We start from the raw sequence: 13,705 nt of genomic DNA, 5'->3' as shown, positions 1-13,705 counted from the left end.
GTGGGATTTTCCTTTGAATTAATCGCTCGGTGTCCCCAAACTGGTGCGCGGGTTGGGGTTTGGCATACTCCCCACGGACCGGTAGAAACACCCCGTTTTATGCCCGTGGGAACTTTGGCCACGGTGAAAGGTTTGACCCCCGCTCAAATCGCCAGCACGGGGGCGCAAATGATTCTCGCTAATACCTATCACCTGCATCTGCAGCCTGGAGAAAGTATTATCGAGAAAGCGGGAGGTTTACACGAGTTTATGGCGTGGAATCAGCCAATATTAACAGATTCGGGTGGATTTCAGGTATTTAGCCTCAGTCAACTGCGGCAAATTAAAGAATCGGGAGTCACTTTTCGATCGCCCCGGGACGGTAGAATAATCGAAATTACGCCAGAAAAATCGATTCAGATTCAAAATGCCCTCGGTGCTGATGTGATTATGGCCTTCGATGAATGTCCCCCCACGGGAGTCAGTCATGAGACCATGAAAGCATCCATAGAACGCACCTATCGCTGGTTAGAGCGCTGTCTGAGGGCCCATCAACGACCCCAAGAACAGGCTTTATTCGCCATAGTCCAGGGGGGAATCTATGAGGATTTACGGGCAGCGGCGGCGGAATCTTTAGTAAAACTCGATTTACCCGGTTATGCTATCGGTGGCGTGAGTGTGGGGGAAGAAACGAGCCTAATTCATCGCATTGTCCAGATAACTGCCCCTTTACTCCCCGAAAATAAACCCCGTTACCTGATGGGAGTGGGAACCTATCGAGAAATGGCCAAGGCGATCGCTAGTGGCATAGATCTGTTTGATTGCGTCATTCCCACCCGTTTTGGTCGCCATGGCACGGCTTTGGTGCGGGGGGAGCGTTGGAACCTCAAAAATGCCCGTTTTAAGGAGGATTTCGCCCCTTTAGACGAGACTTGTCCCTGTTACACCTGTCAACAGTTTAGTCGTGCCTATCTGAATCATTTAATTAAATCGGGGGAAATGTTGGGTTATATTCTCTTATCTCTGCACAATATCGCCGAATTAATCAGATTTACCCGTGAAATTCGTCAATCTATCCTAGGAGGGACTTTTGCCCAAGATTTTGCCCCTTGGCTTGAGGATGCCGTAGATGTTACCCCAACGTGATAAAATTTCAGGAAACGTTTGAAAATTTTCTTGTCAAGGTAGATAGAGAGATGGAAACTGCACTTTTGTTCGCCAAATTGCCGGAAGCATACCAAATTTTCGACCCCTTAGTCGATGTCTTGCCCCTGATTCCCCTATTTTTCCTCTTGCTGGCCTTTGTTTGGCAAGCATCCGTCGGTTTTAAATAAATCGACCCTTAATTATCAGTTATCAGTGAGCAGTTATCAGTGAGAAGTTATCAGTTATCAGTGAGCAGTTATCAGCTTCTGAAGGCAAGAGGCAACAGGCAAGAGGCAAAAGACAGAATCTGACAATTTTCCTACCTAAAAAGAAGGTTAGAGACTAAGCACATCAAAGCTTTTAGCTTAACCAATTAGGTCTGAGATTCAGCCCTTGTTATCGGATTTGAGTTTTAAGTGAAGTAAGATCTTTTCACTGATTACTGTTTACTGATTACTGATAACTGAAAAAGCTCCCCAGATTAAAACAAAGTCCCGGTTAAATCAGCATCAGTCAAGTCCACATCTTCTAAAATTGCCCCGCGCAAATCCGCATAACTGAGATCCGCACCCTGGAAACTGGCCCCGGTGAGATCGGTAATAAATCCGTCTCTTTCGGGACTAGCACGAAAATTAACCCGGCAAAGTCGGCAATCAGCCAAATTGGCTCGATATAACAGGGAGCCGCTCAGATTAGCATAGTTGAGATCGGCTCCGCAAAAGTTAGTTTTGCCTAAGTCCGTGCGTTGGTCGGAAGTGGAGCGAAAATCCGTATCAATTAATACGGCCTGCTGGAGATTAGCACTATTGAGATTAACACCGTTTAAGACGGCTTTGGTTAAATAAGTGGCTTCTAAATTGGCTTCGATCAGATTAGCTCCGCTTAAGTCCGCATCGCGTAAACAAGCTCGATAAAAGTCCACTTGACTTAAATCTGCTCCCCAGAGAATCGCCTCACTTAAATCCGCTTCTCTCAGCAGCGATCGCGAAAGTCCTATCTTTCCTAACCGGGCCTGTCGCAGATCTGCACGGCAAAAATTGACTCCTGGGAGGGAAATATTAGTTAGGGTCTGCTGAAAAAGTTTTCCCTGGGGGCAGGGTGTGGGGTGTGGGGTGTGGGGTGTAGGGTTTTACCGATTTTCAGGTGGTCAACTACCTAATTTTCAGGGAAAAAGTACCTGAATTTTCCCCCCGATCACCCCTAGCCAAGGCACTTTTTGATGGGAAAAAAGTCTAAAAGTATTATCCAACAAGGTTTTTAGATTTATTCAGCAGACCCTAGTTAAGTCGCCTTCCCGCAAATTAATCCCCCGAAAATCTCTTTCTCCCTCCCGATAGCGTTGACAAAGTTCTTCTAGGAGCATGAAAATTTTTACCTATCATAATTAACGCAAAATGTCAAGGGTTTAGGGATTTTTATTTAGGGAGATGGAAAGCCGGCAGACTCTCGAATTCTCGGGCCCGTTGACGCATTTGCTGACTAATGCGATCGCAAACCACCTGACAGAGATCATAGATGACGGGGTCGGTAATTTGATAGTAAACGCTGACTCCTTGGGGTTGCCGCGAGATAATTCCCGCTTGGGTTAAAGCTTTCAGGTGTTTGGAGAGATTGGCCTGACCTAGTCCGGTAGCTTCAGCGATTTCTTTACCATTCATCGCGCCTAATTGCAAGCAACTGAGAATCTGTAGGCGACTGACTTCCGACAGGACTTTGAAATAGTCCGCCACCGAAGCGAGGACAACGCTAGAGGTTTGGGGGGAGAAACTGTCTAACATAGGTAGGTAATAAAGTGACCAGTTAAAAAGGCTGACAATAGGTGATCGTTTAAAACTTTATAACTATTGACTACTATAGTTTAACTGGAAAGGTAACTAGGGTTTGCGGCAAAAAGTTTTTCCTAGGGGTAGGGTGTGGGGTGTAGGGTGTGGGGTGTGGGGTTTTACCAGTTTTGAGGTGGCCAATTACCTAATTTTCAGGGAAAAAGTGCCTAAATTTCCCCCCGATCACTCCCATATCCAGCACTTTTTGATTGACAAAAGGTCTAAAAGTGTTACCCAACAAGGTTTTTAGCTTTATTCAGCAAAGTGTAACTAGAGTCTAGTCGGCAAACTCGATCGAGATTGGGTCATTCAGGAATCTACTGCTGCAAGAGTGCCTTCTAACTCCACCAACAGACTTTTTCAGCAAACCCTAATTATCACCGAGCATGGTACTGATTAACTGCCGGACCGTAGTGCTAGGATGGTTCTCTAAATTGCTTGGTAAAGCCCATTCTGAGTCAAGATAGGACATCTTCAGTAAATCTCTCACTTGTTTTGATTTAGCTTGTCCTGTACTTTGAGCAACCCCAAAAGCTTTATAAAGTTCTGTGGCCGAAATGTGGGGATTTTGGCTAGGATCGAAGAGAAAATTGACCATTCCTAGGGCGTGAGTAATGCCAGCAGCCCAGGAATTGGCTTTACCTTTTTCTAGGGGAGAGGGACGCTTACGAGCTAAAGTTGCGGTTAATTGGCGAATAAGTTGGGCGTATTCTTCATTAAGATATTTAGCGGCAAATTTATCAGTAATATCGATAATTTCTTGATATTTTGCCTGCATTGCCTTGGGAACATTTTCCGATTTAGGAACAGCTGGAGGCGTTTTTTTCGATGTTGCTGCCGCTTGCTGTTTGGCGCGTTGTTCAGCATTATATTTTTCTTGAAAAGCTGTTAAACCCTCCTGACTGGTGATATCAAAACCCTGCTGATGCGCTTGTAACAAGAGATTTTTCATAAAACCGCCACTGCTGGGATTGTTCATCAGTTGACCAAAGCGATCGCCTAATTGTTCTAAATATTTAATAATAGCCTTAGCCTGAGTTAATTTATATTCTCGTCCCAAAAATTGCCAAAAACTAATTAATTCAGGGATAGCATCTTCGGTTTCCGTCGGATCGAGGATAGTAATTTTGCGTGGTAAAATCTTTTCCATTAAGATTTGCACATCTGCCTTAGTCATGGTAGCAAGGGTATAACCTTCATAGAGATAGCCCAACTCGATCAAGGTAGCAATCCAACCACCACCTTCTTGTTTTTCTTGATAATAGACCTGTCCTTCTGGAGAATTGATATATTCTTCGATCGCTCCAGTAATATAATCTTCTAGTAAGGGTTCGGCTTCATCGTAGTCTAAATTATCTAATTGTCGGATATTAAAAGTCATAACTGTAGGTTTTCCTCCCAGGCTTTCCTTTAATTTTAGGAGATTAGCTGACCGACAGCCAAACTGACGCTAAAATAGTCTTTGCTGTCCGGGGTTGTTGCTTGCTCCTGACGGTAGTTGTAACCGGTAACTGAACATGACTTCGATTCGTCAACTGCATCAACAACTCGTTAATAAAGAAAAAACAGCCGTCGAAATCGCCACAGAATTTATCGCTCGTATTGAAGCGATCGAACCACAAGTAAAAAGCTTTCTCCATTTAACTCCGGATTTAGCCCTCGCACAAGCCCAAAAAGTGGACGAGAAAATAGCTAGAGGTGAATCTCTGCATCTGTTGGCAGGTATTCCCATCGCATTAAAAGATAATCTCTGCACCAAGGGTATCCCCACCACCTGCGCTTCTCGGATTTTAGAAAATTTTGTCCCCCCCTACGAGTCCACCGTTACCCAAAAATTACGGGATTTAGGGGCAGTTATCGTCGGTAAAACCAATTTAGACGAGTTTGCCATGGGTAGTTCCACGGAAAACTCTGGTTATCACGTTACTGCTAATCCTTGGGACTTATCCCGGGTGCCGGGAGGCTCTTCCGGGGGTTCGGCTGCGGCTGTGGCCGCTCAAGAATGCGTGGTCGCTCTAGGATCGGATACCGGAGGCTCAATTCGTCAACCGGCTTCATTTTGTGGCGTTGTCGGGCTAAAACCGACCTATGGCTTGGTTTCTCGCTTTGGTTTGGTGGCTTACGCTTCTTCTCTCGATCAGATCGGTCCCTTTGGTCGTACCGTAGAAGATGCGGCGATTTTATTACAAGCGATCGCGGGTTACGATCCCCAAGATTCTACCAGTCTCAATCTGCCGATTCCCGACTATAGCCAATTCCTGAAAACCAGTTTAAAAGGGTTAAAAATTGGCGTAATTAAGGAAACTTTCGGGGAAGGTTTGGATCAGGTGGTTGCCGAGGCAGTTAATCAAGCTTTAGAGCAGTTAAAGGCTCTCGGTGCTACGATTAAAGAGATTTCCTGTCCCCGTTTCCGTTACGGATTGCCCACCTACTACATTATCGCCCCCTCGGAGGCATCGGCGAATTTAGCCCGTTACGATGGGGTTAAATACGGTATTCGGGAAGATGCCGATAGTTTGATTGATATGTACACCAAGACTCGCGCTCAGGGTTTTGGTGCGGAAGTTAAGCGCCGGATTATGTTGGGAACCTATACCCTCTCGGCGGGTTATTATGATGCTTATTACCTGAAAGCACAAAAGGTGAGGACTTTGATCAAAGAGGATTTCGATCGAGCTTTTCAATCGGTAGATGTGTTAGTTTCTCCCACTTCACCGACCACAGCTTTTAAAGCTGGGGAAAAAACGGCGGATCCTCTGAGTATGTATTTATCGGATTTAATGACTATTCCCGTCAATTTAGCCGGTTTACCCGGGTTAAGTCTTCCCTGCGGTTTTGATGGGCAAGGTTTGCCGATTGGTTTACAATTAGTCGGTAATGTGCTGCGCGAAGATCAATTATTTCATGTCGCCCACGCCTACGAACAGGCTACCGATTGGCACAAACGTCAACCATCTTTTACAAATTGATACAATTGCTGGTGGCTATCTTTTGCCGGTAGCCAAATAGTAGGGTGGGTTAGGCGATGACAAATGAGACAGTTAAGCAACTAATAAGGTATTCGCCATAACCCACCAATCTGTTGATTTTGATCCTAATGCTGAATTGCCAGAATTTGGTATTGTATGTATCGGTGATTTCTCCGAAAGTTGATGTGTCTCTATGAATATATCTCTAGATTTATTAAAGAGTGAGTTTCGAGAATTTTGCTGCTTAAAATATAAATATTATATTGATCAAATAGATAGTTGGTTTACGGAGGCGGGATTTGATAAATACGAGCCTCGTCCATCTACGCGCCTAGATCAATTGAATGGATACTACTCAAAGATTGATTGGGAAAATCAAAACGATATTCAGAAATTTCTGAAAGTAATTGAATCAATACTTTTATACAACAGTTATAATGTTAAGGAAGAGCATAAGCAAACTTTAAGAGGAATTTGTGAAAAAAGTGGTTTTCAAGTTGATAGTAATGGCTACACAATTCATTTAACCAAAAAACTAGGACATCAAAATATCAAAAATATTATTTTTGCCTCTAATTCTTTTAAACCAGAAATTATTTTTTCAGATTCACTTAGCAATGATATTGAAATTACGAAGTATAAAGAATCCTGTTTGATCTATGATAAGCCGATTCAAAGTCATGGATTATTATGGATAGAGTTAATTGATTGGTGGAAAGAGTATAAAAAAATTATTAGCTGGTCAAATTCAGAAGCGGCAGATTCTCTTTACAAACGACTTAAAGAATCCTTGCAAAATAATGGAGTAGAATCTAGATTTTTTGACACTTACTATAAAAACGAGCAATTATGTCGTCGTTGGGGTGAAAATTCGCCCGCTCTACTGCCACAAGTTTATTTACATTATGATCCCTATACTATCAAAGAACTCAAAAGATATAACAATGGGAGAAGATTGATAAGACAACGTATGGATTTTTTATTATTATTGCCAAAATCAAAAAGAATTGTTATCGAGATTGATGGTAAACAACATTATGCTGATGGAGAATATGCGAAGCCTCAGCTTTATGCAGAAATGGTAGCTGAAGATAGAAAGTTAAAATTGCTAGGTTATGAAGTTTATCGATTTGGAGCTTATGAAATTATGCAAGAAACCTATGAGTCTATAGTAGTAGATTTTTTCCAAAAACTTTTTGATTTTTATGATATAAACCTTGATTTTTGAAGAATAAGAATAGGGTGCATTTGATGGTTCTTATAATTATAGCCTAAAGTAGAATTACGGAAGGGTCATGCTTGGTGCTGAGTTTAATTGCCTTCCATATATTGAAGTAAAACTTTGTTGATGAGGGTTTTACAATTAATCATAGCACCAACCGCAAGAGCGATCGAGCAGGGAAAACAATTAATTCCACGGATTAGAGAAGAATTCCCTAATCTCAAACAACAGCCAGAACTTTTAGAATTGATAGAGACAATTTTGGTTTATAAGTTACCCCAAGTCAGTAGAAAGTAGATAGAAGCGATGTTTAGTTTAAGTGATTTAAAACAAACTAAAGTGTATCAGGAAGCTTTAGAAGAAGGCGAATTAGCGGCAAAATTAGCCTCTATTCCTCGTTTATTGGCGTTAGGATTGAAGGTTGAACAGATAGCACAAGCTTTAGAATTAGAGATCGAACAGGTTAGACAAGCGACTCAAAGGGAATAGGAAAAGTTCAAACTGATTCCATTTTAACAATGGTTTTCCAATCTAGATCGCTATCAATCAACAGTCAATTATTCTCCGAACTTTGATAAATTAATATAATTTCTGGGGTCTATCTATTTAGCGATCGAGGTAGCTAGATTAGGACTATTGGGGTTAATATCAATAGTCTGGGTTGTCGGAATAATGATTAAGTCCAAATCTTTCCTTGGGATAGCGCCAAGCAATACTTGATCCCCCATCACCAAGGCACCGACGAAACCGACGCGGTTTTTGAAACGAATTTCGATCGGCCCAACGTAGGGAACCAACGGGAACCATCGGCTAAAATTACCTCCTTGCGATCGATTTCAGTTAATTTTAACTGAATTTGAATATGTGCAGGAATGCAGAGATGCAAGGCTCCCGTATCAGCCAAGGCTGGGGTTTCTAGAGGCGATAGGGAACGATCAACGGGGTTAAGCTGGATAGAACGTAGGTTGGGTTGAAGCATGAAACCCAACACCCGCATGGGTTACGGAGTGCGCTAACCCATCCTACAAATTACAATCTCGGTTTCAGAACAGTCCACTGGGTTACGGGGGCCATTGCTTTCCAACCTAAAAATTTACCGACAGGTTCGGCTTTTTCAATACCAATCCGCAGCAGTTCCCCTCCTAATTTACTATGCCATTGCAAGAGGACTAATTCGCTTTCAATTGTAACAGTGTTGGCAACAAGACGACCCCCGGGGCGCAGGGCTAACCAACAGGTTTCCAATAGGTGGGGTGTGGTGATACCGCCACCAATAAAAATAGCGTCCGGTGGCGGTAAATCTTTCAGGGCGCTCGGTGCGATTCCGGCGACGATTTGCAGATGGGGCGTTCCCAAGGCGGCGGCATTATCGGCAATGTATTGTAATCTGGTGGGATGATGTTCGATCGCAATAGCCTGGCAACGGCGATCGCTACGCAGCCACTCAATGGCAATGGAACCACAACCCGCTCCCACATCCCAGAGCAATTGTCCGGGTAGGGGAGCCAATGTACTCAGAGTGATAGCACGAACTTCTCTTTTTGTCAACTGTCCGTCATGATGGTAAGCAGAATCCGGCAGTCCGGGAAGGCGCGGCGCCCGGGTAGGAGGATGGGAGGAGATACAGCTAATGGCGATGACATTTAAATCTGCCAGATCTGTAAACTGCCAATCGTTGGCGATGCCTTGGATGTGGCGTTCCTGGGTTCCCCCTAGATGTTCTAAAACCGTGATGGGACTTTCGCCAAAACCTGCCTCGGTTAGAAGCCGAGCAGCGATCGCAGGAGTCTGGGCATCGGCACTCAGTACCAGCAGTTTAGCGCCGGGATAAAGCACTCCATTCAACCAAGCCGGAGGACGACCACACAAACTCAAAGTTTCCACTTCACTCAGGGACCAACCCAAACGACTACAGGCAAGACTAAAGCTAGAAGGAGAGGGAATAATCGTCATTTCCTCAAGGGGAATCTGACGGGTGAGAGTGACACCAATCCCGTAGCACATAGGATCACCACTGGCCAAAACACAGACGGATTGACCACGACGGCGGATGATCTCGTTAACAGAGTCTTGAATGGGAGAAGTCCAGAGCAGTTTTTGCCGTTGATCCTCTGGGGGTAACATTGCCAGATGACGTTCACCACCGACAATAACTGATGCTAAAGAAAGCAGACTTCGCCCGACTGAACTTAACCCTTCTAAGCCATCTTCACCAATTCCTATGATCGATAGCCATTTCGACTTACAATTGCGATCCGCCATGTTTAAAAAAAATTTTGGTTGTTGCTTAATCAAAGTATGATCTTGGTTTTCTGGTTGATTCTTAATGACATATTTTACCTCAAGAAAAAAGGGGTCTTAGGGGTTTAAAAAAAAACGATTAACTTTAATATCACCAGCATCGATCATAGCATTATCAACATCTGTATTTTTCACAGAAGGATAAGCAGAATTTTTCACAGAAGGATAGACAGATGAAAAGTTGTGCTTATCTTTTATCATTAGTTGAAGTCTTACCCGTAAACCGACAGGCGATGTGGGATATCCTGCATAGCCTTCTGTAAATTCAGGCTGAAAAATAAAGCGACCATCCGCATCGGTGATACTCTCTTTGGTCAAGCCCTCGCCTATATTAGTATATCTCACCTTAGCTCCTAGAATTGGTTTTCCTGTTGACTCTTCGATAAACCGTCCCTTAATCCCCGGCGCAGAAATTAATTTTGAGCTACAACTACTGACCAATAACATCAAGGGAGCTAATAGGGTAATTGTCAGTTGTTTAGGAGGTATAAACAGAAGCATTTTCCCTCGCTTACCTCAAATAGAAAAGTGTTATTAGGGTGAGGGTGTTAGAAAAAACTGATTAACTCGAATATCACCCACATCAATGAGGGCATTCTCAACATCAGTATTTTTGACAAAATGATAGGCGGAAGAGAAGTTGTGCTTATCTCTTATAAGCAGTTCAAGACTGACTTGTAAACTTACAGGCGATGTGGGATATCCTGCATAACCCTCTGTAAATTCAGGCTGAAAAATAAAGCGACCCTCAGCATCTGTGGTACTCTCTTTGGTCAATCCATCGCCTATATGAGTATATCTCACCTTAGCTCCGGCAATTGGTTTTCCTGTTGACTCTTCGATAAACCGTCCCTTAATCCCCGGCGCAGAAATTAATTTTGAGCTACAACTACTGACTAATAATATTAATGGAGCTAATAAGGTAATTGTCAGTTGTTTAGGAAATAGGTTCATGTCTATCTCCGATGAAGAAATGATACAGCAAAAAATCCGAGAGGAACTAATAAACTGAGTAAAGAACTTGATTCAGGAATGGGTTGATTAAATGGAAATAGTTGAGCATTATTAACGGTAAGAGCCGATGACTGGTCAAAACTGCCAACATCAACATCAAAAAGAATGACAGTATCGTTCCCGCGTGAACCAAATTTCAGATAGCCATCCGCAATCGGATTAGAACCTCCATATCCAAGACTATTAAGTAAGGCAGTAAATACAATATAGTCTATGCCCACTTCAAAATCTTTGATCACATCTCCTGCATCTCGGATACTTTGATAAACAAATTGATCGTGACCTTGGTTTCCTGTAAGGTTATCAGCCCCTAAACCCCCCATGAGAATATCATCAAGATCCGTTCCAGTAACGGTATCTCGACCCGGAGTTCCTAAGAAGGGATCGATAGCAATATCAACGCTGGCGGTGCTAGTTTCTCCTTGACTATCGCTTATACTGTAATCAAAGTCAGCTTGACCAATAAAGCCAGCCAACGGCGTAAAAATAACGTTTGAGCCATCCAACTCGACGCTGCTATTACTGGGATTACTAACACCTGTAAGATTGAGACTGTCACCCAAATCTGGGTCAGTATCATTACTTAAGAGAGTAGCAACGGGAATAATTAGAGGGGTATTTTGTGTCGTAGTCGCCACATCATTAACGGCTTGGGGCGGCTGGTTGGTGGTAGAGATTACAGTAATACTTACCGTTGCCGTGCCACTATCTGTACCGTCGCTAATCGTGTAAGTGAAGCTATCAATACCAATAAACCCAGTTACGGGAGTATAAAGCAGTTTGTCATCAGTGAGATCGCCTTGAGTCCCGTTTTCATCTCGGCTGACTGTACCGCCCTGACTGGAAGTTTGGTTAAAAGAAGTCAGAGAAAGGGAGTCACCTTCAATATCACTGTCATTGGCAAGGATATCTAAGGTAAGGGGCGTATTTTGAGCGGTAGTCGCCGTGTCAGCTTGGGCAACAGGCGCATCATTGACTGACGTGATGGCTAATGTAATCGTTTGCGAAGTTGTACCCCCTTGACCATCACTGACGGTATAACTAAACGTTCCCGCCGTACCATTGGCATTAGCAATCGGAACAAAGACTAAACTGGTTAATTGCTGTGGTGTTAAAACATCCCCTGTATTAACTAAGTTATTTCCTGAGAAAATTTGACCTTTTGTGCCATCTGGAATTGTTTCTACTGTTAGGGTTAAGTTATCACCATTCCCATCAGTTGGCGTAGAAATATTGAGGGAAGTAGCAGACGCATCTTCTAAAACTGTTAGGGTTTTGTTTCCTTGAACGATTGGAGCGACATTTTGAACATCGATCAAAACAGAAGTTTGATCATCTTCATTGGGGTCATTATTATTGGGAATAGAATCAAGGTCTGCTTCAAAAACTGCCGTAACTTGAGCCGTATTCGTAAGAGATTGACCCCCATTTACTTGTGCAGTAATTGTCAGAGTACGGCTAAGATTATCTCGCATATTACCGACATCCCAGATGCCTGTGTTGCTGTCATAAGTCCCCTGTTCAGTAACGACAGAAATAAACGCTAAGTCTAAGGGCAAAACATTGGTCACTTGAATATTACTAGCGACCCCAGGACCGATATTAGCAAGGGTTAAGGTTAAGGTAATTTCATCCCCAATCGCAGGATTAGAATTATTAACCGTTTGAGTCAGTTCTAAATCGATCTCCGCGGGGGCAATTGAATTAACCGCTTGTGTGCCAGCAATTAAGTTATCGAGGGGATTCGCATCTGACTCATTGCCAGTTACAATAGTTGTACTATTGAGATTACCAGCAGCGATCGAGGAAAGGGTCAAATCGATTGTTGCACTTTCACCACTACTGAGAGTACCGACATCAGCAGCAATAATTCCATTGAAAAAGGTAATTGGATTGGTATCAGTCCGAATTGAACCTGTCCCGATGAAAATACCCTGATTAGCTGAACTCAACCCACTATCTACTGCTTGGGAAATAATATTATTAGGTTCACTCAAAACAACCTGATTGGTAGAACCTCCACTTCCTACTTTAATTTCAAGTGTATAGTCACCATATGAGGAACTTGAATCTCCACTACCATCAATAAAGGGATCGTAAAATAAATTTGACCATCCACTAACACCAACGTAATAAGTCCCAGAAACCGAAGCCGTAAAATCGATATAAGAATCTAATGGAAATGGAGTTCCAAAATCAATATCATTCTCTGCTAATTCATTCCAGGCTGAATCGAATAAACGTAGCACAGAATCTAGCGGTGAACCTAATTCTTGAGCATCAAGATCGAGAATGACTCGTTCCCCTGCATCTAATTCAAACTTGATGATATCTACCAAATTTGATGGCTGTTCTGGTAGATTACTAGAAAAACTGATCACATCAACCGTCGAAGGTAATTGTTCTGTAAGAATAACCCCTGTTGCTGTGGCAGAACCATTATTAGTGACAGTTAAAGTATAATTGTAGGGAGTGTTAATATTAACCTCACCTGAACTATCAGTACGAGTTACCACTAAGTCGGGTAGTGCGGTTGCAGTGACTTCAGTTGCTAAAAGTGCGACATTATTGGTTAGATCAGGATCATTGGTTTCACTTGAAACGCTGGTATTAGAGATGATTGTTCCCGTTAATAGTGTAGGAGCGATCGCCATTACTTCTATTATTTGACTTTCACCCGATGGGAGATCCCCAATATCGAAAGTAAAAGCATTGTCGCTCTGTTGAGAGGGGGTAAGACTGGCAGAAACAAAAGTAACAGGTTCTTGTAATATTTCTGTAATTGTCACCCCTTGCGCCGTAACTGAGCCATTATTAGTGACTTGAATGGTGTAGGTAAAGGTTTCTCCTAATTCAACCGAGCTTATACTAGCGGTTTTAGTAACCGACAAATCGGCCTCTACCTCTACGACAGGTTTTAATAGAACTTGTCCTTTGGCGTAGCTAAAAACAGGAGAATGGGTTTCATCAGAAATTTGAGCATAGATAAAATAATCTTTTAGGGGAATATTTTCGGTATTCCAAACAAAGCTTCCTTGTCCATCAGTTTCCGCTAATCCATCAGCGATCAAGACACCATCAAATCCTTGATTGTCCGTGTCGTAGAATAAGCTAATGGTTGCTTCTGAGTCAGCATCAAAGGCATTCCATTCAATGGTTACTTCGGTGTCACTGACATTAGTGGATGGGGCGGTAATTTTGATGCTAGGGGTTGTTGAATTGCCAGAAATAAAGATATCCCCTGCACTCAA

Annotated in this window: 13 protein-coding genes and 1 pseudogene; 6 read left to right on the top strand and 8 right to left on the bottom strand. The window is 42.9% G+C overall.

Going from position 1 to position 13,705, the window contains the following annotated elements:
• Complete coding sequence (tgt, locus tag GQR42_RS13510) at window positions 1-1,125, top strand: tRNA guanosine(34) transglycosylase Tgt (RefSeq protein WP_158200358.1); 1,125 nt, start codon at window positions 1-3, stop codon at window positions 1,123-1,125.
• Window positions 1,126-1,175: 50 nt separating this feature from the next.
• Entirely contained in the window at window positions 1,176-1,313 is a 138-nt protein-coding gene (locus GQR42_RS13505; RefSeq protein WP_002739211.1) for a photosystem II reaction center protein K, read from the top strand.
• Window positions 1,314-1,606: 293 nt separating this feature from the next.
• Here the strand turns inward: GQR42_RS13505 and hetL are convergent.
• From hetL to GQR42_RS13485, 3 genes and pseudogenes are all read right to left on the bottom strand, one after another.
• Window positions 1,607-2,191, bottom strand: a pseudogene (gene hetL, locus GQR42_RS13500) (heterocyst differentiation pentapeptide repeat protein HetL); the annotation flags it as partial.
• A 349-nt stretch (window positions 2,192-2,540) separates the two neighbouring features.
• A complete protein-coding gene (locus GQR42_RS13490) occupies window positions 2,541-2,903 on the bottom strand; it encodes an ArsR/SmtB family transcription factor (protein ID WP_002738764.1) in 363 nt (120 codons plus the stop codon).
• A 415-nt stretch (window positions 2,904-3,318) separates the two neighbouring features.
• Entirely contained in the window at window positions 3,319-4,329 is a 1,011-nt protein-coding gene (locus GQR42_RS13485) for a DUF6398 domain-containing protein (RefSeq protein ID WP_158200357.1), read from the bottom strand.
• A gap of 136 nt (window positions 4,330-4,465) precedes the next feature.
• On the opposite strand from GQR42_RS13485, the gene gatA reads away from it, so the two are divergent.
• The 4 genes from gatA (at window position 4,466) to GQR42_RS27760 (ending at window position 7,628) form a co-directional block, all read left to right on the top strand.
• Entirely contained in the window at window positions 4,466-5,917 is a 1,452-nt protein-coding gene (gene gatA / locus GQR42_RS13480) for an Asp-tRNA(Asn)/Glu-tRNA(Gln) amidotransferase subunit GatA (protein WP_158200356.1), read from the top strand.
• Between the two features lie 193 nt (window positions 5,918-6,110).
• Complete coding sequence (locus GQR42_RS13475; protein WP_158200355.1) at window positions 6,111-7,145, top strand: hypothetical protein; 1,035 nt, start codon at window positions 6,111-6,113, stop codon at window positions 7,143-7,145.
• 120 nt (window positions 7,146-7,265) lie between these two features.
• A complete protein-coding gene (locus GQR42_RS27765) occupies window positions 7,266-7,436 on the top strand; it encodes a DUF2887 domain-containing protein (protein ID WP_199273317.1) in 171 nt (56 codons plus the stop codon).
• Between the two features lie 9 nt (window positions 7,437-7,445).
• Window positions 7,446-7,628: an aspartate aminotransferase gene (locus GQR42_RS27760; RefSeq protein WP_199273316.1), complete on the top strand. Its 183-nt coding sequence runs from the start codon at window positions 7,446-7,448 to the stop codon at window positions 7,626-7,628.
• Between the two features lie 238 nt (window positions 7,629-7,866).
• On the opposite strand, the gene GQR42_RS13465 is transcribed toward GQR42_RS27760, so the two are convergent.
• The 5 genes from GQR42_RS13465 to GQR42_RS13445 all read right to left on the bottom strand — a co-directional run bounded on the left by GQR42_RS13465 (window position 7,867) and on the right by GQR42_RS13445 (window position 13,705).
• Window positions 7,867-8,118, bottom strand: coding sequence for a hypothetical protein (locus tag GQR42_RS13465; protein WP_233271392.1), 252 nt, complete (start codon window positions 8,116-8,118; stop codon window positions 7,867-7,869).
• 50 nt (window positions 8,119-8,168) lie between these two features.
• Window positions 8,169-9,401: a precorrin-6y C5,15-methyltransferase (decarboxylating) subunit CbiE gene (gene cbiE / locus GQR42_RS13460; protein ID WP_158200354.1), complete on the bottom strand. Its 1,233-nt coding sequence runs from the start codon at window positions 9,399-9,401 to the stop codon at window positions 8,169-8,171.
• Window positions 9,402-9,497: 96 nt separating this feature from the next.
• Entirely contained in the window at window positions 9,498-9,887 is a 390-nt protein-coding gene (locus GQR42_RS13455) for a carboxypeptidase-like regulatory domain-containing protein (RefSeq protein ID WP_158200353.1), read from the bottom strand.
• A gap of 87 nt (window positions 9,888-9,974) precedes the next feature.
• Window positions 9,975-10,394 (bottom strand): carboxypeptidase-like regulatory domain-containing protein, encoded by a 420-nt coding sequence (locus tag GQR42_RS13450; protein ID WP_158200352.1) that lies wholly within the window; start codon window positions 10,392-10,394, stop codon window positions 9,975-9,977.
• Between the two features lie 2 nt (window positions 10,395-10,396).
• A complete protein-coding gene (locus GQR42_RS13445) occupies window positions 10,397-13,705 on the bottom strand; it encodes an Ig-like domain-containing protein (protein ID WP_158200351.1) in 3,309 nt (1,102 codons plus the stop codon).

This window comes from Microcystis aeruginosa FD4, assembly GCF_009792235.1.
In the GTDB taxonomy this organism is placed as follows: Bacteria; Cyanobacteriota; Cyanobacteriia; order Cyanobacteriales; family Microcystaceae; genus Microcystis; species Microcystis viridis.
Note: the sequence above shows the minus strand (reverse complement) of the source record. Positions and strands in the feature narration are given on the sequence as shown.

Excerpts from the sequence above, each read along its gene's own strand:
- gatA (WP_158200356.1), top strand. The coding sequence starts at position 4,466 with ATGACTTCGATTCGTCAACTGCATCAACAACTCGTTAATAAAGAAAAA.
- GQR42_RS13475 (WP_158200355.1), top strand. The coding sequence starts at position 6,111 with ATGAATATATCTCTAGATTTATTAAAGAGTGAGTTTCGAGAATTTTGC.
- cbiE (WP_158200354.1), bottom strand. The coding sequence starts at position 9,401 with ATGGCGGATCGCAATTGTAAGTCGAAATGGCTATCGATCATAGGAATT.
- GQR42_RS13490 (WP_002738764.1), bottom strand. The coding sequence starts at position 2,903 with ATGTTAGACAGTTTCTCCCCCCAAACCTCTAGCGTTGTCCTCGCTTCG.
- GQR42_RS13450 (WP_158200352.1), bottom strand. The coding sequence starts at position 10,394 with ATGAACCTATTTCCTAAACAACTGACAATTACCTTATTAGCTCCATTA.
- GQR42_RS27760 (WP_199273316.1), top strand. The coding sequence starts at position 7,446 with ATGTTTAGTTTAAGTGATTTAAAACAAACTAAAGTGTATCAGGAAGCT.
- GQR42_RS13455 (WP_158200353.1), bottom strand. The coding sequence starts at position 9,887 with ATGTTATTGGTCAGTAGTTGTAGCTCAAAATTAATTTCTGCGCCGGGG.
- GQR42_RS13465 (WP_233271392.1), bottom strand. The coding sequence starts at position 8,118 with ATGCTTCAACCCAACCTACGTTCTATCCAGCTTAACCCCGTTGATCGT.
- GQR42_RS13485 (WP_158200357.1), bottom strand. The coding sequence starts at position 4,329 with ATGACTTTTAATATCCGACAATTAGATAATTTAGACTACGATGAAGCC.
- GQR42_RS13505 (WP_002739211.1), top strand. The coding sequence starts at position 1,176 with ATGGAAACTGCACTTTTGTTCGCCAAATTGCCGGAAGCATACCAAATT.
- GQR42_RS27765 (WP_199273317.1), top strand. The coding sequence starts at position 7,266 with ATGAGGGTTTTACAATTAATCATAGCACCAACCGCAAGAGCGATCGAG.